Origin of the sequence: Tepidibacter thalassicus DSM 15285, assembly GCF_900129915.1 — a bacterium.
GTDB lineage: Bacteria > Bacillota > Clostridia > Peptostreptococcales > Peptostreptococcaceae > Tepidibacter > Tepidibacter thalassicus.
The window spans coordinates 1-22733 of the sequence record NZ_FQXH01000019.1; the positions used below are offsets into that span (position 1 = coordinate 1).

Annotated in this window: 24 protein-coding genes, 1 pseudogene and 2 riboswitches; of the genes and pseudogenes, 22 read left to right on the forward strand and 3 right to left on the reverse strand. The window is 28.7% G+C overall.

Annotated features, from left to right (window positions below; translation table 11 throughout):
• The 11 genes from BUA19_RS08265 to tsaD all read left to right on the forward strand — a co-directional run.
• Window positions 1-230 (forward strand): flagellin (locus BUA19_RS08265; protein ID WP_278280459.1); only part of this gene is annotated, 230 nt, incomplete at its 5' end.
• Between the two features lie 17 nt (window positions 231-247).
• Window positions 248-712, forward strand: coding sequence for a flagellar export chaperone FliS (gene fliS, locus BUA19_RS08270; protein WP_072725530.1), 465 nt, complete (start codon window positions 248-250; stop codon window positions 710-712).
• A 158-nt stretch (window positions 713-870) separates the two neighbouring features.
• Complete coding sequence (locus tag BUA19_RS08275) at window positions 871-3015, forward strand: Tex family protein (protein WP_072725531.1); 2145 nt, start codon at window positions 871-873, stop codon at window positions 3013-3015.
• Between the two features lie 5 nt (window positions 3016-3020).
• A complete protein-coding gene (locus BUA19_RS08280) occupies window positions 3021-5105 on the forward strand; it encodes a hybrid sensor histidine kinase/response regulator (protein WP_143145408.1) in 2085 nt (694 codons plus the stop codon).
• Between the two features lie 9 nt (window positions 5106-5114).
• A complete protein-coding gene (locus BUA19_RS08285) occupies window positions 5115-6698 on the forward strand; it encodes a two-component system sensor histidine kinase NtrB (RefSeq protein ID WP_072725535.1) in 1584 nt (527 codons plus the stop codon).
• Window positions 6686-7843 (forward strand): amidohydrolase, encoded by a 1158-nt coding sequence (locus tag BUA19_RS08290; RefSeq protein ID WP_072725537.1) that lies wholly within the window; start codon window positions 6686-6688, stop codon window positions 7841-7843. Before BUA19_RS08285 ends, BUA19_RS08290 begins: the two co-directional genes overlap by 13 nt.
• Window positions 7844-7911: 68 nt before the next feature.
• Window positions 7912-8027: riboswitch (FMN riboswitch) on the forward strand.
• Between the two features lie 81 nt (window positions 8028-8108).
• Window positions 8109-8711, forward strand: coding sequence for an ECF transporter S component (locus BUA19_RS08295; protein WP_143145409.1), 603 nt, complete (start codon window positions 8109-8111; stop codon window positions 8709-8711).
• 97 nt (window positions 8712-8808) lie between these two features.
• Window positions 8809-9261 (forward strand): tRNA (adenosine(37)-N6)-threonylcarbamoyltransferase complex ATPase subunit type 1 TsaE, encoded by a 453-nt coding sequence (gene tsaE, locus BUA19_RS08300; protein WP_072725541.1) that lies wholly within the window; start codon window positions 8809-8811, stop codon window positions 9259-9261.
• Window positions 9261-9977 (forward strand): tRNA (adenosine(37)-N6)-threonylcarbamoyltransferase complex dimerization subunit type 1 TsaB, encoded by a 717-nt coding sequence (gene tsaB, locus BUA19_RS08305; RefSeq protein WP_072725542.1) that lies wholly within the window; start codon window positions 9261-9263, stop codon window positions 9975-9977. The genes tsaE and tsaB overlap by 1 nt, the downstream gene beginning before the upstream one ends.
• Window positions 9967-10425: a ribosomal protein S18-alanine N-acetyltransferase gene (rimI, locus tag BUA19_RS08310; protein ID WP_072725544.1), complete on the forward strand. Its 459-nt coding sequence runs from the start codon at window positions 9967-9969 to the stop codon at window positions 10423-10425. Before tsaB ends, rimI begins: the two co-directional genes overlap by 11 nt.
• Before the next feature lie 3 nt (window positions 10426-10428).
• Entirely contained in the window at window positions 10429-11448 is a 1020-nt protein-coding gene (gene tsaD, locus BUA19_RS08315; protein ID WP_072725546.1) for a tRNA (adenosine(37)-N6)-threonylcarbamoyltransferase complex transferase subunit TsaD, read from the forward strand.
• Between the two features lie 23 nt (window positions 11449-11471).
• Here the strand turns inward: tsaD and BUA19_RS08320 are convergent, their stop codons facing one another.
• Both BUA19_RS08320 and BUA19_RS08325 read right to left on the reverse strand, forming a co-directional pair.
• A complete protein-coding gene (locus BUA19_RS08320; RefSeq protein WP_072725548.1) occupies window positions 11472-11996 on the reverse strand; it encodes a biotin transporter BioY in 525 nt (174 codons plus the stop codon).
• Between the two features lie 116 nt (window positions 11997-12112).
• Complete coding sequence (locus BUA19_RS08325) at window positions 12113-14023, reverse strand: ABC-F family ATP-binding cassette domain-containing protein (protein WP_072725550.1); 1911 nt, start codon at window positions 14021-14023, stop codon at window positions 12113-12115.
• A gap of 215 nt (window positions 14024-14238) precedes the next feature.
• On the opposite strand from BUA19_RS08325, the gene BUA19_RS08330 reads away from it, so the two are divergent.
• Window positions 14239-14877 carry a redox-sensing transcriptional repressor Rex gene (locus tag BUA19_RS08330; protein ID WP_143145410.1) on the forward strand — a complete coding sequence of 213 codons (639 nt, stop codon included), beginning with the start codon at window positions 14239-14241 and terminating at the stop codon, window positions 14875-14877.
• 21 nt (window positions 14878-14898) lie between these two features.
• Here the strand turns inward: BUA19_RS08330 and BUA19_RS08335 are convergent, their stop codons facing one another.
• Window positions 14899-15069, reverse strand: coding sequence for a DUF362 domain-containing protein (locus tag BUA19_RS08335; protein WP_072725552.1), 171 nt, complete (start codon window positions 15067-15069; stop codon window positions 14899-14901).
• A 191-nt stretch (window positions 15070-15260) separates the two neighbouring features.
• Window positions 15261-15320: riboswitch (Fluoride riboswitch) on the forward strand.
• A gap of 73 nt (window positions 15321-15393) precedes the next feature.
• On the opposite strand from BUA19_RS08335, the gene BUA19_RS08340 reads away from it, so the two are divergent.
• From BUA19_RS08340 to BUA19_RS08385, 10 genes and pseudogenes are all read left to right on the forward strand, one after another.
• A complete protein-coding gene (locus tag BUA19_RS08340) occupies window positions 15394-16593 on the forward strand; it encodes a cation:proton antiporter (RefSeq protein WP_072725554.1) in 1200 nt (399 codons plus the stop codon).
• Window positions 16594-16740: 147 nt separating this feature from the next.
• Window positions 16741-17295, forward strand: coding sequence for a glycerol-3-phosphate responsive antiterminator (locus BUA19_RS08345; RefSeq protein WP_084602007.1), 555 nt, complete (start codon window positions 16741-16743; stop codon window positions 17293-17295).
• Window positions 17296-17438: 143 nt separating this feature from the next.
• Window positions 17439-17756, forward strand: a complete 318-nt coding sequence (locus tag BUA19_RS08350; RefSeq protein WP_072725558.1) for an ArsR/SmtB family transcription factor — start codon at window positions 17439-17441, stop codon at window positions 17754-17756.
• Window position 17757: 1 nt separating this feature from the next.
• Window positions 17758-18753 carry a permease gene (locus BUA19_RS08355; protein WP_072725560.1) on the forward strand — a complete coding sequence of 332 codons (996 nt, stop codon included), beginning with the start codon at window positions 17758-17760 and terminating at the stop codon, window positions 18751-18753.
• Between the two features lie 26 nt (window positions 18754-18779).
• Window positions 18780-19010 carry a thioredoxin family protein gene (locus tag BUA19_RS08360; RefSeq protein WP_072725562.1) on the forward strand — a complete coding sequence of 77 codons (231 nt, stop codon included), beginning with the start codon at window positions 18780-18782 and terminating at the stop codon, window positions 19008-19010.
• A gap of 98 nt (window positions 19011-19108) precedes the next feature.
• Window positions 19109-19897, forward strand: coding sequence for a sulfite exporter TauE/SafE family protein (locus tag BUA19_RS08365; RefSeq protein WP_072725564.1), 789 nt, complete (start codon window positions 19109-19111; stop codon window positions 19895-19897).
• A gap of 41 nt (window positions 19898-19938) precedes the next feature.
• The gene (locus BUA19_RS08370) at window positions 19939-21081 is read left to right on the forward strand and encodes an aminotransferase class V-fold PLP-dependent enzyme (protein WP_072725565.1); all 1143 of its coding nucleotides are present in this window, start codon (window positions 19939-19941) and stop codon (window positions 21079-21081) included.
• A gap of 21 nt (window positions 21082-21102) precedes the next feature.
• Window positions 21103-21354 (forward strand): annotated as a pseudogene (locus BUA19_RS12170) (hypothetical protein); the annotation flags it as partial.
• A gap of 11 nt (window positions 21355-21365) precedes the next feature.
• Window positions 21366-21770, forward strand: a complete 405-nt coding sequence (locus tag BUA19_RS08380; protein ID WP_072725570.1) for an arsenate reductase ArsC — start codon at window positions 21366-21368, stop codon at window positions 21768-21770.
• Between the two features lie 155 nt (window positions 21771-21925).
• Window positions 21926-22723: an MIP/aquaporin family protein gene (locus BUA19_RS08385; RefSeq protein WP_072725572.1), complete on the forward strand. Its 798-nt coding sequence runs from the start codon at window positions 21926-21928 to the stop codon at window positions 22721-22723.
• The last annotated feature ends 10 nt before the right edge of the window (window positions 22724-22733 follow it).

Here is a 22733-nt window from a genome sequence, read left to right on the forward strand (position 1 = left end):
CATCAGAAAGATCAAAACTTGGAGCTACTCAAAATAGACTTGAGCATACTATTGCTAACTTAGACAACACTACTGAAAACTTAACAGCAGCTATGTCGAGAATAGAAGATACTGATATGGCACTTGAAATGGCTAATTATCAAAAATTAAATGTACTTCAACAGGCTGGAGTATCTATGCTTGCTCAAGCTAATCAACAACCACAAGCAATTCTTAAATTACTAGGCTAAAAAGTGGGGGATAATGTATGATAGAAAAGGAGTATTTGGCATCTAGAGTAGCAACTGCCAATGAAGCACAGCTTGTAGCTATACTTTATGAGGGATTAATAGATACATTAAAAGAGAGTATTGATTATATTGGTGATAAACAAAATTTTAATAAATCAATAAATAAATGCAGAGATATAATAGCGGAATTTATAGCTACATTAAAAGGAGATTCTGAAATAGCAAATAATTATAGAAGTCTGTATTTATATATAAATAAACTTATAACAGATGCCGACATAAAAAAAGATAAAACAAAGCTTGAAGAAGCGATAAAAATAGTTACTCCTCTTTATGAAGGATGGAATGAACTCGGTGAAAAAATGTATAGAGAAAATATAGATAAAAATAAAGGACCTAGAGTAGTAGCTGGAATGACATATGGCAAGGGATATATTAATGATTATGTAGTAAATAGTGAAAATAGGTGGGAAAAAGGGTAAACTGAAAAAGTCTCGTATTGTCAATAATACGAGGCTTTTTTTGTGTTATAATATTCAAGAAAATTCAAAAAAAGTATTATATTGGCGAAAAATTGTTTTTTAACGTGTATTTTTTTTTGATATAATTTTTGTGTAAGTTACTTAAAAGGAGAGATGTTATGAATATAGAAAAAATACTTCAAGAAGAATTGAATTTAAAAGAATTTCAAGTTGTAAATACAATAAAGCTTATAGATGATGGGAACACTATTCCGTTTATTGCTAGATATAGAAAAGAAATGACAGGGAATATGAGTGATGTCATTTTAAGAGAATTTTACGATAGGCTTAATTATCTTAGAAATTTAAAAAATAGAAAAGAAGATGTATTAAGGCTTATAGATGAGATGGGAAAACTAAGCGATGAAATAAAAATAGGTATAAAAAAAGCTAAAACAATTCAAGAAGTAGAAGATATATACGCTCCATTTAAGCCTAAAAAAAGAACTAGAGCAACTATAGCTAAAGAGAAAGGGCTTGAAAGTTTAGCGATAGATATATTAAATTACAGAATAAAAGATGTAAAAATAGATGCTAGAAGATATATAAATGAAGAAAAAGGAGTAAATAGCGAAGATGAAGCAATAAAGGGAGCTCTTGATATAATTGCAGAAATTATATCAGAAGATGCTCATATTAGAAAGATTATAAGAAGAATAGCTTTAAATGAAGGATTAATAATATCTAGAGGGGTTAAAGATGAAAAATCAGTATATGAGATGTATTATTCGTATAGTGAAAATATAAAAACCATGGCTCCTCATAGAATACTTGCTGTAAATAGAGGAGAAAAAGAAAAGTATTTAAAGGTAAAAATAGAACTTCCAGATGAAAATATATTAGAAAAGATAAAGAGTAAATATATAAAAGAAGCAAATAGTGAAGTATCTAGATATATAGAAGAAAGTATAGAAGATGCTTATAAAAGACTTATATTTCCTTCGATAGAAAGAGAAATAAGAAATAATTTGACAGAAAAAGCACATGAAAGAGCTATAAAAGTATTTGGAGAAAATATTAAAAAGCTTCTTTTACAGCCTCCTGTAAAAGATAGTGTAGTTATGGGATTTGATCCTGCATATAGAACAGGATGCAAAATAGCTGTGGTTGATAAAAATGGAAAGCTATTAGATACAGCAACTATCTATCCAACAGAACCTCAAAATGATATACAAGGATCGAAGAAGGTATTAATTGAACTTATAAATAAGTATGGAGTAGATATAATTGCAATAGGAAATGGAACAGCGTCAAGAGAATCTGAAATATTTGTAGCGTCTTTAATTAAAGAAATTGACAAAGAAGTGAAATACATTATTGTAAATGAAGCAGGAGCTTCTGTTTATTCAGCGTCTTCTCTTGCGAATGAAGAACATCCTAATGTAAATGTATCTTTAAGAGGGGCAATATCCATAGCTAGAAGGCTTCAAGATCCTCTTGCTGAGCTTGTAAAAATTGAGCCTAAGCATATAGGGGTTGGGCAATATCAACATGATGTAAATCAAAAAAGACTTAGTGAAGTTTTAAATGGAGTAGTAGAGGATAGTGTAAATAGTGTTGGAGTTGATCTTAATAGTGCGTCTTATTCGCTTTTAGAATATGTATCAGGAATAAGTAAGTCTATTGCCAAGAATATAGTTTTATATAGAGAAGAAATAGGAAATTTTAAATCTCGTGAAGAACTTAAAAAAGTAAAAAGGTTAGGACCTGCTACTTTTGTTCAATGTGCAGGGTTTTTGAGGATTTCTGATTCACAAAATCCGTTGGATAATACTGGGGTACATCCAGAAAGTTATGATGTTTGCAGGAAATTATTAGAAAAACTAGAATATACTTTAAATGACGTTAAATGTAGAAATATAAAAGATATAGATGATAAAGTAAAAGAAATTGGAATAGATAATTTGAGTAAAGAGCTAAATGTTGGAATACCTACGTTGATTGATATAATAAATGAGATAAAAAAGCCGGGAAGAGATCCTAGAGAAGAGAATATGAAACCTATATTTAGAAGTGATGTCTTAAAAATAGAGGATATTAAAGAAGGGATGATACTTAAGGGTACAGTTAGAAATGTAGTTGATTTTGGAGCGTTTGTGGATATAGGAATTAAGAATGATGGGCTTGTACATAAATCGCAGATGAGCGATAAATTCGTTAAAGATCCTATGGAAATAGTATCCGTGGGAGATATTGTTGATGTTGTAGTAATAGGTATTGATATTGAAAAGAAAAAAGTATCGCTTTCTATGAAGGGGATTTGAAAGATATGAGTATATGTAGAAGATTAAAATTTGCAACTGAACTTCAGAATATTATGATATTAAGTACAAAGTTAGAGAGAGATTTTTCTGTAATATCGAGATATTTGAATTTGATTTTAAAAAAAGAAGGAAGGATAGTTGTAGTAGTAGATAAAATTTATTTAGATAGTATTTTAAAAAATTTTAAAAATTACGTATTTCGTTTAAATGAGCATATAAACTCAAATAAACTGGTTATAGTTGAGTGTGAAAAATTTATAGAAAATATTGAATTGTTTTCTATATTAAAAAAGGAAAGCTTGGATTTGGGATATGAAAAGGTAAGGATAGTTGGTATTTGTACAAGGGAATTAAATACGAAAGTTGAATTGATAAAGAAAGCAGTTAAGGAAAATTATGAATATCTCTGTTATTACAATGTTTTAGATTTATCCATAGATGATTTATTAAAACTTTCTTCTTATTACAACGGGATTTTGTTTGAAGATGAGGAGACTGTTGAAATTTATAGTAATAAGAGAATAAAAGAGTTGAGTTTAATTCTTGAAAGTATACAATCTTCTGTAAAAGCTAAAAAAAATACTTATGATAATATAAAAGATCTTGAAAAATTAAACTCTTTTTTGACTAATGTAAGTAAAATAAATAGTTTGGATGATTTTCTAAAAAATTTTTTAGAACTTGTAATTAATATAACTGATGCTTGTGGTGGGGGAATTTTGACGAAATCAGAGGGAGAAAATTTTTATATATCTCATAAAGTAGGAGAGTTTTGTAGATGTATTGAGAGTAATATAAATTTAAAATTAAATGAAAATGAATTTGTTGAAAAAATCAATTTAGAAGATAAGACGATGTTATTTTTGAATATTAATGAATTTACAATTATATATTTGTGTTTTAATGAAAACAAACCTTACTACAAGAATAAGGATATATTAGAAATATATGTATCTTCTGCTAGGAATATAGTCAATGCATTTTTAGAAAAAATAAAAAATGATAGCATAATAAGTCAAAATGAAAAGTTAAAAGCATTAGGAGAGATATACAATGGAGTAGCTCATGATTTTAATAATATACTTGCTACAATATCTGGGTATGTGGATTTAGCTTTGGTGAAAAATCAAGATAAAACAGTTAGAAATTATTTAGAGATTATAAAAAGAGCTTCTCTTGATGGAGCTGAAATGTTAAGGCGTATTCAAGAATTTACTAAAGATATAAAAGAAGGAGATAAGCAGTTTTTTGATTTAGATAGAATAATCAAAATAGCTTTAAATATGTTATCTCCTAAAATAGAAGAAAAATGTATGTCGGGAATTAGTATAACTGTAAATAAGGATTTAAAAGGAATTGGAAATATAAAAGGCAGAGAATTTGAAATAAGAGAAGTAATAATAAATATATTAAATAATGCTGTTGATGCAATGCCAAATGGCGGAGAGATATATGTTAGAACTTATAATGTAGAAAATAATATATTTGTAGAGATAGAAGATACAGGAGAAGGAATACCTAAAAGTATACTTCCTAGAATATTTGACCCGTTTTTTAGCACTAAGGGGGTAAATGGAAATGGCATAGGACTTTCAGTTTCGTATAAGATAATAAAAGACCATGGCGGAACTATAGAGGTTGAAAGTGAAGAAGGAAAAGGAACGAGATTTGTATTTTCTCTCCCTGTAGAATTGGAGGAATTTTCGAGTTTTGATTTGATTGATGAGGAATGTGAACATATTGATTGTAAAATTTTAGTTGTAGATGATAAGATTCCTGTAGCTAAAGCTACTGGTGAAATACTAAAAAGTATGGGAAAAGAAGTTGATATATGTTTTAGCGGAACTGAGGCACTTAGAAAACTCAATGAAAAAAAATACGATTTAATTATAAGTGATTTAGCGATGCCCAATTTGAATGGAATAGAGCTTGCACAAAAAATAAAAGAAGTTTACAAAGATATAAGATTTGTTCTTATGACAGGATGGCTTGGAGATATAGGTGATTATAATAGTGATACCATAGATTATATACTGGAAAAACCTTTTGGAATAGAAGAAATAAAGAAAATACTACAAATGTTTAATTAGGAGGCTAAAATGGAAAATTGGGGGAATATAGGTGTAATAGGTTCTAGTGAATTATTTGGAATGGATTTGATGGAACATTGTATTAATGAGTCTTTAGAAAGAGGAATTTTATGTGTATTTTTAGGGGATGAATATTTATTTGAAAAGTTGAATGTTAGAGATAAAGAAAAAGTATTTGTCTTTGAAACATGTAAATTTTTATTACAAGATTTTGAAAAAAAATCAGATAAAATACTTGTTGTAGTAACTTCGGATTGGATATTGAAAAATTTAGATAATATAAGAGGTTATGAAAGTGAAAAGATAAAATTACTAACTGATGATAGATATAGAATAGTTACATTTTGTAATATAGTAGATTTTGAGTTGGATGTAATAGAAGATTTTCTCTTGCTTTATAATTATGACAAGCTTATACTAGATGATCAAAATAAAAGACAAATAATAAATATAAAAGAAATGAATAATGTGAAATTTTTGTTAAAATCTATTCGAAAAGCAAAACTTGATAATTTGAATTTGGAAAAAAATAAAAAAAATTTACAAATACTCAATGATTCTATAATTAGTCTCAGTTTTGAAAATGACTTGGATAAAATTATCAAAAAAACTATAGAAACAGTATTGAGTATAACTCATGCAGATTATGGAGCTATAACAGTTCTTTTTAATAATAAAAAAATAGAAAAGGAATATTCATATTCTAATATAGATATGACTTATAGTTACAGGATATATGCTCATGGTCAAATAGTAGGAATATTAACTCTTGGATATAAAGAAAATTTTTATAAAGGAAAAACAGATGATTATGTAATAGATGTTATATGCACAAGTCTTGGAGATATTATATACGGTTTTAAAGAGAGAGAAGAAGGAAAAATACTTAAAAATAGTAGTAATAAAATAAGATATATGGGAGAATTTGCAGGAGGTATAGTTCACGATTTAAATAATGTATTTTCTATAATAAAAGGATATACTCAGCTTCTAAGTATAAATAAACAAGCATATGATATAAAGGAATACATAAATATAATATATGAGGGAACAAATGAAGCTATAAATAAAGTGAAAAATATACAAGATTTTTCGAGAAATATAAAAGAAGATAAAAAACATTTATGTATAAATGATATAATAATAAAGGCTATAGAAACTACTAGACCTAAATGGGAAAATATGACTCACATAAGAGGGCGGAATATTGACATAGTTTTAAATTTAAATAGTGTACATAATATATTCGTTCATGAATCGGATATAAGGGAAGCTATAGTTAATATGATTTTAAATTCTGTGGATTCTATGGAAGATGGTGGCAATATATATATAAATAGCTATGATGAAGAAGATGAAGTTGTAGTAGAAATAATAGATGAAGGAAAAGGAATAGATGAAGAAATAATAGATGTTATATTTGATCCTTTTTTTACGACCAAAGAAAAAAGTACAGGATTGGGACTTAGTATAGTGAAGAAGAATATAGAAGCTAATAAAGGTCAAATACAAGTCCAATCAATCAAAGGTAAAATGTCAAAATTTACAATAAAATTACCTATAAGAGAGGAGAATGCGGAATGTTGTGTATAAAAAATGCTAAAATATACACCATGGCAAATGAGGGGGTAATAGATGGAGATATATTGATTAAAGATGGCAAAATAGAAGAAATAGGTAAAAATTTAGTTGTTCCTTTAGATGTCAAAGTAATAGATGCGAAAGGTAACTTAGTGTTTCCTGGGTTTATAGATGCACATACACATCTTGGAATTTGGGAAGATGGTATGGGGTATGAAGGTGCAGATGGAAATGAAGAGACAGATCCTATAACCCCACATTTAAATGCTATAGATGGAATAAATCCTATGGATAGAAATTTTAAAGAAGCATTACAAGGTGGGATTACAACAGTAGCAAGTGGTCCAGGAAGTGCAAATGTAATAGGAGGACAGTTTGTCGCTATTAAGACTTGGGGAGATAGAATTGATGATATGCTTATAAAGACAATAGGAGTTAAGATTGCATTTGGAGAAAATCCGAAATCTGCTTATGGAAAAGAGGATAAAACTCCTCAAACTAGAATGGCTACAGCATCACTTCTCAGAGAAACTTTAAGAAAAGCACAATTTTATTTAGAAGATATGATTGAATATGAAGGAAATGAAGATGCAGATAGACCTGAATATGATATAAAAATGGAAGCTTTATTGCCAGTTATAAAAAAAGAGATACCTCTAAAAGCTCATGCTCATAGAGCGGATGATATATTTACAGCAATAAGAATTGCCAAAGAATTTGGTTTAAATCTTACAATAGATCATTGTACAGAAGGTCATTTAATAGTAAAGCATTTGGTTAAAGAAAATTATCCGGTAATAGTTGGACCTTCTCTTTCGGAAAGAAGTAAAATAGAGCTTAGAAATTTGACATTTGAAACACCAGGGATTTTATCAAATGCAGGACTTAAAGTATGTCTTATGACGGATCATCCTGTTGTCCCTATTCAATATTTACCTCTTTGTGCAGGGCTTGCAGTAAAAGCTGGAATGGATAAAACTAAAGCATTAGAGGCTATTACTATAAATCCAGCACAAGTTCTTGGTATAAGTGATAGGGTAGGATCTATTGAAGTTGGAAAAGATGCTGATATAGTAATATGGGATGCAGATCCACTTGAGATTCAAAGCAAGGTTTTATATACAATAGTTAATGGAGAAGTAGTTTATAAAGCTTAAAAAAATTTTTGACATTGATCTTAAAAAGTATTATTATTAAATTAAATAAAAAATTAATAAAGTTTGAAGATAATCTTCAGGGCAGGGTGAAATTCCCGACCGGCGGTTATAGCCCGCGAGCCGTTTTGGCAGACTTGGTGTAATTCCAAGGCCGACAGTAAAGTCTGGATGGAAGAAGATTAGGTATATTGTGTATTCATATATTTAGATTGTAAAGCCTGAAGTATATCTTCAGGCTTTAATTATTTATTAGGAGGGTATGGATATGTATAATCAAGTTTCTGCAAAAAAAAGTATTTTTAGTACTTCTTCAATGGTAAAAATATCTATTCTTTCAATTTTATCTTACTTAATTATGTTTATAGAATTTCCAGTAATGTTTTTTCCAGCGTTTTTAAAATTAGATTTTTCTGATATTCCAGCGATAATATGCGGTTTTTCTCTAGGACCGGTGGCTGGTATATTTGTAGAACTTATTAAAAACTTACTGCATTTTGTAACTAAAAGTAGTACTGGTGGAGTTGGAGAATTTGCAAATTTTTTAGTGGGTGGAGGATTTGTGTTTGTATCATCGGGAATATATTATATAAACAAAAATAAGAAAAATGCAATACTTGGATGTATAGCTGGAACAGTTGCCATGGCTGTTATTGGAGGTATTGCAAATTACTATATACTTATTCCTTTTTATTCTAATATGTTTCCGATAGAGGCTATTGTTAAGATGGGAAGTGTAGTAAATAGTGCTATTGTCGATGTTAAAACTTTAATTTACTATGCAGTAATTCCTTTTAATTTAATAAAAGGGATTGTAGTATCGTTTATAACAGCAGTTTTATATAAAAAGGTTTCTATGGTATTAAAATAATTTGTATAATAATTTTAAAAGTGTAGTAAAATTTACTGCACTTTTAATTTTTTTGTTATAATTAATTAGGAAATTATGTAGATAGGAGTAATAAAAAATGGAAAAAATATATTTAAAAAATGAAGAAGAGACTAAAGAAATTGGATATAAATTAGGAAAATTATTAAATAAAGGAAATGTAGTTTGTTTAATAGGGGATTTGGGAGCAGGAAAAACTACTATTACTCAAAGTATAGCAAAAGGACTTGGGGTAGATGATTATATTACAAGTCCTACATTTACTATAGTTAATGAATATGAAGGAAGAGTTCCTCTATATCATTTTGATGTTTATAGAATATCTTCTAGTGAAGAAATGTATGAAATAGGATTTGAAGAGTATATATATGGACAAGGTGTTTGTATAATAGAATGGGCGAATTTAATCGAAGATATTCTTCCGGATAATTATTTGAAATTAGAACTTAATTATAAAGAAGATGGAAGAGAGATGATATTGATACCTTTTGGGCAAGAGTATGAAAAAATAGTTAAGGAGTTGTTGAAATAATGAAAATACTTGGAATAGATACATCTTCTCAAGTTGGAACTGTTGCAATTATGGAAGATGATAAATTAATAGGAGAGTATATAATAAATACTAAAAAAACTCATTCTCAAAAGCTTATGCCGATGATTGATGAAATATTTAAGTTATGTGAAATCAGTATAGAAGATATAGACTTAATTGGATTGTGTATAGGACCGGGATCTTTTACGGGACTTAGAATAGGAGCTGCTACTGCAAAGGCCTTAGCTCATGTAAGAAATATATCTGTGGCTACGATTAATTCGCTAGAGAGTTTAGCTTTTAATATGAATTTTTCAAAAGGAATAATATGTCCTATAATGGATGCTCAAAGAAATCAAGTTTATACATGTAAATATATATGGGAAAATAATACTCTTGTAAGTGTTGAGGATATAACTGTAAAAAATATTGATAGTTTAGTAGAAGAAATAAAAGAAAGATATGAAGAAGTAGTATTGCTTGGAGAAGCTGTTGATTTATATAAAGATAAGTTAATTGATTTAGATAATGTTTATATAGCTCCTAATTCTCATAAAATATCTAGAGCATCTAGTATATGTGAATTGGCTTTTGAAAAATATAAAAAAGGTGATGTTAAAAATCATTATGATGTAGTTCCGTATTATATAAGAAAATCTCAAGCAGAAGTTCAATATGAGGAGAGATTAAAGAGGATGGGCGAAAATGGGAAATAATATTGATGTAAGATATTTAACTAAAAACGATATAGATAAAATAGTTGAATTAGAAAAATTATGTTTTGTTACGCCATGGACAAAAGGAGCATTTGAACAAGAGCTAAAAAACAAGTTAGCTAGATATATAGTGATTGAAAAAGATAATACTATAGTAGCTTATGGAGGAATATGGCTTATAGTAGATGAAGGACATATAACTAATATAGCAGTTCATCCAGATTATAGAGGAATTGGACTTGGAAATAAAATAGTAAATGCTTTAATAGATGAGTGCATAAAAAATGATGTAACTTCTATGACACTTGAAGTTAGAAAATCAAATATTACTGCTCAAAATTTATATAAAAAACATGGTTTTGAAATAGCAGGTATTAGACCAGATTATTATAAAGATACACATGAAGATGCGCTTATTATGTGGAAAGAGATAAATAAAGGAGTGTAGTTAATGAAGGATATAATAACTTTAGCGATAGAGAGCAGTTGTGATGAAACTTCAGCAGCTGTTCTTAAAAATGGAAGAGAGGTTTTGGCTAATATAGTTGCAACTCAAATAGACCTTCATAAAAAATTTGGAGGAGTAGTTCCAGAAGTTGCTTCAAGGAAACATGTAGAAAATATAGATGCTGTAATTCAAACTGCTTTAGATGAAGCTGATATAAAATTTGATGATATAGATTTAATAGGAGTTACATATGGACCAGGGCTTGTTGGAGCGCTACTTGTAGGATTATCAACTGCGAAGGCATTATCTTTTGCATTAAATAAGCCGTTAGTAGGGGTTAATCATATAGAAGGGCATATCTGTGCAAATTTTATAGAGGATAAAAATTTAGAACCTCCTTTTATATGTTTAATAGTTTCAGGTGGACATACTCATCTTGTTGAAGTTAAAGATTATGGTGAGTATGAAATATTGGGAAGAACAAGAGATGATGCTGCAGGAGAAGCTTTTGATAAAATAGCGAGAGCATTAAAACTTGGATATCCAGGAGGGCCTATAATTGATAAATTAGCTAAAATAGGAAATAAAAATGCAATAGATTTTCCAAGGGTTTATTTAGATGAAGATAGTTTTGATTTTAGTTTTAGTGGGCTTAAATCGGCAGTTCTTAATTATTTGAATAGTAAGAGGATGAGGAATGAAGACGTAGTTGTGGAAGATATAGCTGCATCTTTTCAGGAAGCAGTAGTTGAAGTTTTGGTTAATAAATCTATAAAAGCAGCTAAAGTGAAGGGATATAATAAAATAGTACTTGCAGGAGGAGTTGCTGCAAATTCAGGACTTAGAGAAAAGTTAATTCAAAAATGTAGTGAAAATAATATAACTGTAAAATATCCATCGATTGAGTTGTGTACAGATAATGCAGCGATGATAGGATGTGCAGCTTATTATGATTATATAAAAGGAAAAATATCAAATCTTACATTAAATGCAGTTCCTAATTTAAAGTTAGGGCAAAAATAAAAGCTAGGAAAAACCTAGCTTTTTTAAGCTTTTTGAAAAACATTACTTCTTTTAAGAATTGTATTTACAATAAAGCTTGCTATAATTAATTTGATTAAATCTAGAATTAAAAAAGGTGCAACTCCTACCATAAAAGCTTTTTGTAAAGATAAATTTAATATAAATTTAAGTTGAAGCATACCCAATATGTATATAATAATAAGTCCAAGAATCATACCTATACTGATGTTTACAATACCTTCTTTTTCGCTAAAATAACCAGTAATATATGCGGCTAAAGGATATGCTAATAAATATCCACCTGTTGGGCCAGCGATTATATTAAGTCCACCTTTAAATTCAGCAAATACAGGTATGCCGATTGCTCCAAGTAGCAAAAATACAATTTGAGATATAAAACCGTATTTTTTTCCAAGTAAAGCACCTGCTAAAGCAACAGCTAGTACTTGAAAAGTAATAGGTACAGGTTGAATTGGTATAGTTATTTGTGAAGTTATTGCTGTTATTGCTGCGAATAAAGATGATAAAACTAGATTTTTAGTATTCATAATCTCCTCCTTTTGTAAACAAATGTTTTTTTTGAGGTTTACAATTATATTTTACAGTTAAAATTGGATATAGTCAACTATGTTTAATGGTAAAGTTAACAAAAAAAGAAGAGCTGTTAGTCTATAAGCTCTTCCCATTCTTTGTATAAATTTTCAAGTTTGATTTCGAGTTCGTATTTATTTTTATTAATTTCTTTTGATTTTTCAGGATTTGAGTATATTTCTTCAAGGCACATTAATTCATTTAATTCTTCAATTTTAGATTCAATACTCATTATTTCTTTTTCTATATTTTGTCTTTTTATTCTGAGTTTTTTTTCGCGTTCTTTTTTTTCTTTTTCTTTTCTTTTTTCTTCTTTTATTTGTGTTTTAGTCTTTTCTTGTGTATTTTCAGTTGTTTGTTCGGTTTGTCTTCTTTTTTCTAAATAATAATCGTAATTGCCATGGTATTCTTTAATTCCATCTGGACTGAGTAATAATATTTTATCTACAACTTTATTTAAAAAGTATCTATCATGGGAAATTATAAATAAAGTACCTTCGTAATTTGAAAGTGCAGTTTCTAGTACTTCTTTAGAATCTATATCTAAGTGGTTAGTAGGTTCATCAAGTAATAAGAAGTTAGATTTTGAGAGCATTAATTTAAGTAAAGCTACTCTTGCTCTTTCTCCACCGCTTAATGTTGATATTTTTTTGAATACTTCTTCTCCTTCAAATAAAAAAGATGCAAGCATTGTTCTTATAGTGGTTTGGTTTAAATTGGTATTTTCATTCCAAATTTCATCTATTATTGTATTATTTAAATTGAGAGTTTTTTGTTCTTGATGAAAATATCCTATGTTTACATTAGTTCCAAGGTTAAAATTTCCATGTACAGGGTTTAATTCTTTCATTAATATTTTAAATAATGTAGATTTACCAATTCCATTAGGGCCAATTAATGCAACTTTTTCACCTTTATATATATTGAAACTGACATTTTTAAATAATATGTTTTCATCATATGCCATGGATAGAGAATTGACACTTAATACATCGTGTCCACTAGCAACAGATGGTTCGAATCGTATTTTTGCTTTTTTTCTAAATGCTTCAGGTTTTTCCATAATATCTATTTTATTTAAAGCTTTTTCTCTACTTCTTGCTCTTTTTAGATGTTTTTCTCTTCCAAATGCTTTTAATTTATCTATCACTTCTTCTTGTTTTTTTATTTCTCTTTGTTGTTCTTCGTATTTTTTTATTTCGAGTTCTTTTTCTATTTTTGATTTTTCAATAAATGTAGAATAATTTCCGTTGTATGATTTTAACTTTTTATTAGAAAGTTCAAAGACTTTGTTTACTATTTGATCCAGGAAATATCTATCGTGTGAAATTATAAAAACAGTTCCTTTGTATTGTTTTAGAAAAACTTCTAGCCATTCTACGGCATCTGTGTCTAAGTGGTTAGTAGGTTCGTCTAGTAAAAGTAAATTAGGCTTTTTAAGGAGGAGTTTTGCAAGTAAAACTCTGGTTTTTTCTCCACCAGATAGTATGTTTATATTTTTATTGAAATCTTCATCGCTAAAACCTAAACCTTTTAAAACTCCTTTGGCTTCAGATTTGTAGCCATATCCATTGTTGTTTGAAAAGTATTCCAATTTCTTAGAGTATTCATTCATTAAGTTTTGAAGAATTTTGGAATTGCCTTTTTTACTTTCTTCAGCTATTTGTATTTCTAAATTTCTTAAGTATTTTTCCATTTCAATTAAATCGTTAAATACTGTTAAGACTTCATCGAGTATACTGTTATTAGATTCAAAATTGGTATTTTGCTTTAAATATCCTATTTTTGTATTTTTAGATATATATATTTCGCCACTATCATATTCATATTCTCCTGAGATTATTTTGAATAAAGTGGTTTTTCCTGTTCCGTTTACACCGACTAATCCTATTTTATCTCCTTCATTTATGGTAAAGCTTATATTTTCTAATATAAGATCTATTCCGAAACTTTTATTTATGTTATTACATGAGAGTATAATCATTTTTATCTACGTCCTTTCTTTTTTAGACACATTTAATAAAATTATAAAATGTTAGTGGCATATAATCAAGTTTTAGAATATGTTTAGCAGTATTAAAAAAGTTAAATAATTATGTTATAATGTTTAATGTGAAAATTGACATTGACTTGATACTTTGTTACAATTATATCAAAAATACCAAAAATTTATACAAAATGGGAAAAGTAGGTGAATATATGGCTAAACACATTTCTATGGCTGTAATAAGAAGGTTACCAAAATATCATAGATATTTAAAGGATTTATTAGAAAGAGATATACATAGAATTTCATCTAAAGAATTAAGTGAAATAATAGGATTTACAGCTTCTCAAATAAGGCAAGATTTAAATAATTTTGGAGGCTTTGGGCAGCAAGGATATGGATATAATGTTGAAGAACTTTATAATGAAATAGGTAAAATATTAGGACTTAACAATGTATATAAAACAATAATAGTAGGTGCTGGAAATTTAGGTCAAGCTATTGCGAATTATAGTGGGTTCCAAAAATCAGGATTTGAAATAAAGGCTTTGTTTGAAGCTAATCCTAGATTTATAGGGCTTAAAATAAGAGAGCTTGAGATATTAGATGTAGAAATAATGGAAGATTATATAAAAGAAAATGATATAAAAATAGCGGTTATATGTACACCAAAAGAAAGTGCTCAAGATGTTGCTGATAAATTGGTTAGAGCAGGAATAAATGGAATATGGAATTTTGCTCCAGTTGATTTGGAATTGCCAGAAGATGTAGTTGTAGAAAATGTCCATCTTACAGAGAGTTTATTTACATTATCTTATTTACTTAATGAAAAAAATAAAGCTACCAAGTAAATTGGTAGCTTATTGTATGTATTACTCAGCAACAGGTGCATCTACTGGACAAACTCCAGCACAAGCTCCACAATCGATGCAAGTATCAGCATCTATAACGTATTTATCGTCTCCAGCACTTATAGCGTTAACTGGACATTCTGCTTCACAAGCTCCACAGCTTATGCAAGCGTCAGTGATTTTGTAAGCCATTTAAAACTCCTCCTTTAAATTAAAGTTATAAATTTTAATTAAATTATAGCAGATATAGTTAAAAAGAACAACTGCTAACAATTATATTATACACATATAATTGTTTTTTAAACAATTTTTTTTGTTGAAAAAATAAAAAGGTTTATTAATTATAAAATTTACTTGAAAAATTATATTTTATGTTATAATATATAATTGATGGTGATGGAGTTCACCGAAAGTGCTTAAATGCTGATGACTCCTATAGATAATTTTGTTTATATTATCTATAGGAGTTTTTTTGTTTATATAGAGGAAATTAAATCAAAATAAGGAGGAGGTTTTATGTCAACTAGTTTAGCTATTATTATATTATTAGGGTTATTGGCAAATCAGTTTTTTAAAAAATTAAAATTACCTGGGTTGTTAGGAATGTTAATTTTAGGTGTAATAATTGGGCCTTATGGATTAAATTTGATTGCTCCAGAGATATTAAATATATCTTCAGATTTAAGAAAGATTGCATTAATTATAATTTTATTAAGAGCCGGTTTTGGAATAAGTAGAAATGAATTAAAAAGAGTTGGAAATACTGCCTTAAAATTAGGTTGCATTCCTGGCATAATAGAGGGATTTACTATTGCTGTTGTTTCTACAAAAGTTTTAGGATTCTCATTTATTGAAGGAGGAATACTTGGATTTATAATTGCAGCTGTTTCTCCTGCTGTAGTGGTTCCTCAAATGCTTGATTTAATTCAAAAAGGGATAGGTTCTAAAAAAGGAGTTCCGACATTAATGCTTGCAGGATCATCTATTGATGATGTTTTTGCTATTACAATATTTGGGACTTTTATGGGGTTGTATAGTGGTAAAAATATTAATATTGCTATACAGATTTTAGGCATACCATTATCGATAATTTTAGGAGTAATTTTAGGGCTAATTACAGCTTTAGTGATTATAAAAATTTTTAATAAATATCATATTAACGATACTCAAAAGGTACTAGTTGTACTTAGTGGAGCAATACTTCTTACTTCGATAGAAGTTTTATTAGAAGATAAAATTGAAATAGCATCATTATTAGGTGTTATGACTATTGGATTTATTATGAGAGAAAAAACACAAGAAATGTATAAAAAATTAGCTGATAGTTTTAATAAAATATGGGTATTTGCACAAATATTACTTTTTGTATTGGTAGGGGCACAGGTTAATATTTCGGTTGCATTTGAATCTGGAACTAAAGGGCTTATTATAATACTTATTGGACTTGTAGCAAGAAGTATAGGAGTATTTTTGTCTGTTTTAGGAACTGATTTAAATTATAAAGAAAGATTATTTTGTATAATTTCATATATTCCAAAAGCAACAGTACAAGCTGCAATTGGAGCGGTACCTTTAGCTGTAGGAGTAGTATCTGGAGATATTATTTTAGCGATAGCAGTCTTGTCAATATTGATTACAGCACCTGTAGGAGCGTTACTTATAAGTGTATCATCAAAGAAATTATTAGATACAGAAGAATGTGATGTTTATAAGTAAGATAATAATATAAAATTAGATGATGGAGCAAGAAAAGATAAAAAGAATCCTTAAATTAAGGATTCTTTTTGCTATAAATAGTGATAGTTTGTAGTGTAGTTGTAGTATTATATAATAAAGTATAAAAATAATAGGGGGTTAACTATATTGAGAAAATTATTAGAATATAATCCTATAATTGCTGCGATAAAAAATGATAAGGGGTTGGAAGATGTAGTAAAATCAGATTGTAATATTGTATTTTTATTATATGGAGATATAATGAGTTTGAAAGAGAAAGTAGAATTTTTGAATAATCATAATAAAAAAGTGTTTATACATTTAGATATGATTACAGGAATTGCTTCAAATCCTATAGTTATAGATTATATATGTGAAAATTTAAATATAGAAGGAGTAATAACTACTAAAGTAAATATAGTAAAAAGGGCAATAGATAAAAATGTAAATGTAGTTCAAAGGTTTTTTTTGTTAGATTCTATGTCTTTGGAGAGTGCTTTGGATGGTTTAAAGAAGGTTAGACCTCAAGCCATAGAAATAATGCCAGGAATAATGCCTAAGGTTATAAAACGAGTGAGTGAAAAGATTAATGTACCTATAATAGCAGGAGGGCTTGTAGAAAAAAAAGAAGAAGTAATAGAAGTGTTAAAAAATGGAGCTATATCGGTATCTACAAGTAATGAAAAACTTTGGGAAGAATGATGAGTTAGTAAACATATATTTATTGGCGATTATAATTGCCAATAAATATATGTTTTTTTATTGACAAAAAGTTGAAAAACGCATAATATATAAGTGTATTAGAAAATACTAATATAATAATATAGTTTTAGGAGGATTAAGCCATGGCTGTAAATTTAGAAAATATGGAAACTAAGATATTTAAAGCATTAGCACATCCGATAAGATTAAAAATTATAAAAAAGTTAAGTGATAAAAAATTATGTGTATGTGAATTGAATAAAGATGTAGAATTTAGCCAATCAAATTTATCACAGCATTTAAAGATATTAAAAGATGCGGGAATTTTAAATGCGCAAAAAAATGGACTATGGATGCATTACAGTATTAAAAATATTGAAATACTTGATGTTATAGAGATTATAGAGAAAATGGTAGTTAAGAATATAAAAGAAATAAATGAAAAGTTAGGAGATGATTAAAATGTTAAAATGGTTTAATGGAATTCTCCAATTTAAGTGGCTTGATAATTTGGTGAAATTACTTGTTGAAAATGTATTTGGAGTTTCCATGGCATCGAGACTTGGATCGAGTATTCACTTTTTTATTTATGACACCATAAAGATAATAATACTTTTAGGAATAATGATATTTGCAATATCTTATATTAGAAGTTATTTTCCGCCAGAAAAAACAAAGAAGAAGTTAGAAAAATTTAGTGGAATTACAGGGAATATAATGGCTTCGCTTTTAGGTATTGTAACTCCGTTTTGTTCTTGTTCATCTGTTCCACTTTTTATAGGATTTGTTGAAGCTGGAATTCCGCTTGGAGTAACTTTTTCGTTTTTGATTACTTCTCCAATTGTAAATGAGGCTGCTTTTGCAATATTATTAGCTTCGTTTGGATGGAAAATAGCTATAACTTATGTTTTAACAGGAGTAGTTGTTGGAGTATTTGGAGGAATATTGATTGGAAGTCTTAAATTGGAAAAGGAAGTAGAGGAGTATGTATATGAAATAAAAATGGGGGAATCTGAAATTGAGGAGTTAACAAGAAAGCAAAGAATAGATTTTGCTATTCAAAATGTAAAAGATATTATAAAGAGAATATGGATTTATTTAATAATTGGTATAGGAATAGGAGCATTGATACATGGGTGGGCACCAGCACCGCTTCTTGCAAAATATGCAGGACCACAAAATCCACTTGCAGTAATTGTTGCAGTTGTATTTGCAATACCACTTTATTCTAATGCTCTTGGAACAATACCTATTGCAGAAGCTTTAATTCTCAAGGGAGTAGGGATAGGAACAGCACTTTCTTTTATGATGGCAACAACAGCATTATCACTTCCTGAAATGATTTTATTGAGAAAAGTAATAAAACCTAAATTAATAGCTATATTTGTAGGAATTACAGGAGTTGCAATTGTTTTGGTTGGTTATATGTTTAATGCCATAGCGCATTTATTAATATAAAAAAATAAATTAAAGGAGGGATTTGTATGGTGATTAAAATTTTAGGTGGAGGATGTAAAAATTGTAAGGTGTTATATGAAAACACACAAAAAGCTTTAGAGGAATTAGGAGTAGAGGCTACTATTGAAAAAGTTGAAGATTTTAAAGAAATAATGAAATATGGGGTTATGAAGACACCAGCTCTTGTTGTAGATGAGAAGGTAAAAATATCTGGAAGGGTTGCAAAGCCTGAAGAAATTAAAAAAGTTATTCAATAGTAAAAATATTAAAAAGGTAGACTTAGATTTAAATAAGTCTACTTTTTTAAAGTGAAATATACATTTGTATTAGTTAGAAAAAGAAAGAAGTGATAAAAATGAATTCAATAGTATTAATGAGTGTTATAATATTAATTATAGCTATTTCAATGTCGATGGTGGGAAAGGGCGGAGGCAATTTTTATGTATTGACAATGGTATTAGCTGGCATTTCGATACATAATGCAGCTACTACTTCACAGTTGATAATGATGGGAACTTCAATTGCTTCAATGATTATTTTTAATAAACATAAAAAAGTCGATTGGAAGTTAGCATTGATTATTGATCCACCTACAGATATTATGGCTTTTGTTGGAGGGTATTTTGCTGGAAATATTGAAGCAACTATTTTAAAATGGATGTTTGCTATACTATTAATAGTAATATCAATTTTTATGCTTATTTCAGTAAAAGAAAAAACCATAGAGCAAACTGATAAATTGGGTTATTGGAATAGAACTTTTGGAGAATACAAATATACAGTTAATTTATGGCTTGCTTTGCCAATTACAGCTATAGTAGGTTTTTTTGCTGGTGCTATTGGAATATCGGGGGGTGCGTTTAAGATACCTCTTATGGTTATATTATGTGGTATACCTATGGAAATAGCGGTTGGAACTTCATCTGCAATGGTTGCAGTTACAGCTTTAATGGGTTTTATAGGACATAGTATTAATGGTGATTTTAGTCCTCAACTTGCTATACCGCTTACTGTTGTTGCTGTAATTGGTGGATTAATAGGAAGTAAATATGCAATTAAAAGTAAACCTAAAAACTTGAAAAAAGTTTTTGCTTTGACAAATTTATTAGCGGCAATAATTATGATAATTAATATTGTTAAATAAACGGTATAAGGTTAAAATTGTTTTAAAAGGGGGATTTAGTTGTGGGAATATATTTAGATAATGCGGCGACTTCTTTTCCGAAGCCAAAACAGGTATCTGATGCAGTATACAATTTTATGGTTAATATTGGTGCAACATCTGGAAGAGGAGCTTATGAAAGGGCCATGGAATCAGATAGATTAGTTTATGAAACAAGAAAACATATTGCGTCTTTATTTAATCATGATGACCCTAAAAAAGTTATTTTTACATCAAATGTAACAGAAGCTTTGAACTTAGCTATAAAAGGAATATTAAAAAGAGGAGATCATGTAATAACAAGTTCTCTTGAACATAATGCAGTATGGAGATGTCTTAAAACTTTAGAAAGAGATATTGGGATAAGTATTTCTACAGTACCTTGTACTGAAATGGGATATACAAATGTAGATGATGTGGAAAAATATATAAAAGAAAATACAGCGCTTATTGTATTTACACATGCTTCTAATGTACTTGGAACAATACAGCCAATAAGAGAAATAGGAGCTATTGCTAGAAAATATAAAATTCCTTTTCTAGTAGATGCTGCTCAAACAGCAGGAGTATACCCTATTGATGTAAAAAAAGATAATATTGATTTACTGGCATTTACGGGACATAAAAGCTTACTTGGACCTATGGGGACAGGAGGACTTGTTTTGAATTGGGATAAAGACATAAATCCTTTGAAATCTGGAGGAACAGGTGGAGATTCATCTTATGAATATCAACCAAATTATTTTCCAAATAGATTAGAAACTGGAACGCTCAATGTTAGTGGTATAGTAGGGCTTTTGGAAGCTATAAAATTTATACAAAAAAAGGGTATAGATAAAATTTTAAATAAAGAAAAACAAGTACTGTCGTATGCTCTTAAAAGATTAAAAGAAGTAAAAAATATATCTATTTATGGGCCTAAAGATGTTGAAAAAATAATAGGTGTGATTTCGTTTAATTTAAAAAATAAATCAGCTGAAGAAGTAGCTTATGAGCTTGATCAAAATTATGGTATTATGATCAGAGCAGGTCTTCATTGTGCACCAAGTGCTCATAAAGTAATAGGAACGCAAAAAATAGGGACGGCAAGAATAGGAATAGGTTATTTTAATGAAAGGGAAGATATTGATTTATTGATAGATGCCCTTAAAAAAATAAATGGCTAAAAATAAAGAAAAAAACCGAAAGGACTTACAGTAACTTGTGTTACAAATTGGGTAATAAAACCATTTATTATGTACTTAATAGTTGGATTTTTCTTGAAAATAGTTTTTAGAAATTTGATTCCAGCAGATTTAGTAGCTGATTATCTAGCTGGAGCAGTTTTTTTAGGAGCAGCACTTGCAACTGTTGTTGGAGTATTAGTTGAAGTTCCACTTATGCTTACTCTTGTTAAAATAGCAAATAATACAAGGCATTGGTTTGGAAAAAAGGAATAAGGAGGAGTAATATGAAAAAAAAAGTAGCATTTGTTTGTGTTCATAATTCATGTCGTTCACAAATGGCAGAAGCTTGGGCAAAACAATTAGGAAGTGAAGTGCTTGAAGTTTATTCAGCAGGAACAGAAAAATATCATGAAGTAAAGCAAGGGGCAGTTCAGGTTATGGAAGAGGTGGGAATAAATATGAGTAAACACTATCCAAAACTTTTAACTGATATTCCTAAAGAAATAGATATATTAATAACTATGGGATGTAATGTTGTATGTCCTTTTGTACCATGTAAATATTTAGAAGACTGGGGACTTGAAGACCCATCAGGAGGACCTATTGAAGATTTTAGAAATACAAGAGATATAATAAAGGAAAAAGTAGAAGATTTAATAGAGAAAGTTAAAAAAGGAGAATATAAATAAGTTTTCGGAAAATTAAAAGAATTTCAAAAAATGATTGCTATTTTTAACTATATATATTATAATGGTATTAAGAAAAAGGCGAGAGAAGGGAGAGCCATTACTTAAGGCTCTCTCTTTTTTTTTGTGTATGAAATTTTATTAGAGGAGGTATAGTGATGAGGAAAACGTTTTTAGGAGAGTGTATTTCAGAATTTATAGGATCATGGATTTTACTATTTATAGGATCAGGTTGTGTAGCATCATTAGTTTTAAATGGAGCACCAGCAACTCAATGGGAGATAAGTATTGTATGGGGACTTGCTGTTACAATGGCTATATATATAACTGGAGCAGTATCAGGAACCCATATAAATCCAGCAGTAACTTTAGCTTTAGCTGCATATAGGAATTTTCCAAAAAATAAAATATTAGGATATATAATAGCTCAATTTTTAGGTACATTTTCAGGAGCCGCAACTACATACTTATTATATAAAGATGCATTTTTTGAATTTGAGAAATCAAATAATATTATAAGGGGAAGTATTGAAAGTTTAGCAGATGCAGGAATATTTTCTACTTATCCAAAACCGTATTTAAATAATTTTGAAGCAATGCTTGTAGAAATTGTTATAACAATGTTTTTAGTTATGGTAATATTTGCTGTTGGAGATGATAAAAATTCAGGTTCACCTAAATCAAATTTAGCCCCTATTATGATAGGTTTAACTATTGCAATAATAGGTGGATCTTTTGGTAGTTTGACAGGATTTGCAATGAATCCAGCTAGAGATTTTGGACCAAAATTATTTGCTATGATGTCTGGATGGGGTAAAATTGCATTAGGTGTAAATAATTATTTTTGGGTTCCAATTGTAGGACCAATTATTGGAGGATTAATTGGTGGCTTTGTATATGATAAAGGAGTAAGAGTTTATTTAGAAAATAGTGAAGAATTAGAAAAAAATATATAGGGGGGATAAT

Bases quoted from the DNA above. Each gene is read 5' to 3' on its own strand.
- fliS (WP_072725530.1), top strand. From the start codon at position 248: ATGATAGAAAAGGAGTATTTGGCATCTAGAGTAGCAACTGCCAATGAA.
- BUA19_RS08275 (WP_072725531.1), top strand. From the start codon at position 871: ATGAATATAGAAAAAATACTTCAAGAAGAATTGAATTTAAAAGAATTT.
- BUA19_RS08280 (WP_143145408.1), top strand. From the start codon at position 3,021: ATGAGTATATGTAGAAGATTAAAATTTGCAACTGAACTTCAGAATATT.
- BUA19_RS08285 (WP_072725535.1), top strand. From the start codon at position 5,115: ATGGAAAATTGGGGGAATATAGGTGTAATAGGTTCTAGTGAATTATTT.
- BUA19_RS08290 (WP_072725537.1), top strand. From the start codon at position 6,686: ATGTTGTGTATAAAAAATGCTAAAATATACACCATGGCAAATGAGGGG.
- BUA19_RS08295 (WP_143145409.1), top strand. From the start codon at position 8,109: ATGTATAATCAAGTTTCTGCAAAAAAAAGTATTTTTAGTACTTCTTCA.
- tsaE (WP_072725541.1), top strand. From the start codon at position 8,809: ATGGAAAAAATATATTTAAAAAATGAAGAAGAGACTAAAGAAATTGGA.
- tsaB (WP_072725542.1), top strand. From the start codon at position 9,261: ATGAAAATACTTGGAATAGATACATCTTCTCAAGTTGGAACTGTTGCA.
- rimI (WP_072725544.1), top strand. From the start codon at position 9,967: ATGGGAAATAATATTGATGTAAGATATTTAACTAAAAACGATATAGAT.
- tsaD (WP_072725546.1), top strand. From the start codon at position 10,429: ATGAAGGATATAATAACTTTAGCGATAGAGAGCAGTTGTGATGAAACT.
- BUA19_RS08320 (WP_072725548.1), bottom strand. From the start codon at position 11,996: ATGAATACTAAAAATCTAGTTTTATCATCTTTATTCGCAGCAATAACA.
- BUA19_RS08325 (WP_072725550.1), bottom strand. From the start codon at position 14,023: ATGATTATACTCTCATGTAATAACATAAATAAAAGTTTCGGAATAGAT.
- BUA19_RS08330 (WP_143145410.1), top strand. From the start codon at position 14,239: ATGGCTAAACACATTTCTATGGCTGTAATAAGAAGGTTACCAAAATAT.
- BUA19_RS08335 (WP_072725552.1), bottom strand. From the start codon at position 15,069: ATGGCTTACAAAATCACTGACGCTTGCATAAGCTGTGGAGCTTGTGAA.
- BUA19_RS08340 (WP_072725554.1), top strand. From the start codon at position 15,394: ATGTCAACTAGTTTAGCTATTATTATATTATTAGGGTTATTGGCAAAT.
- BUA19_RS08350 (WP_072725558.1), top strand. From the start codon at position 17,439: ATGGCTGTAAATTTAGAAAATATGGAAACTAAGATATTTAAAGCATTA.
- BUA19_RS08355 (WP_072725560.1), top strand. From the start codon at position 17,758: ATGTTAAAATGGTTTAATGGAATTCTCCAATTTAAGTGGCTTGATAAT.
- BUA19_RS08360 (WP_072725562.1), top strand. From the start codon at position 18,780: ATGGTGATTAAAATTTTAGGTGGAGGATGTAAAAATTGTAAGGTGTTA.
- BUA19_RS08365 (WP_072725564.1), top strand. From the start codon at position 19,109: ATGAATTCAATAGTATTAATGAGTGTTATAATATTAATTATAGCTATT.
- BUA19_RS08380 (WP_072725570.1), top strand. From the start codon at position 21,366: ATGAAAAAAAAAGTAGCATTTGTTTGTGTTCATAATTCATGTCGTTCA.
- BUA19_RS08385 (WP_072725572.1), top strand. From the start codon at position 21,926: ATGAGGAAAACGTTTTTAGGAGAGTGTATTTCAGAATTTATAGGATCA.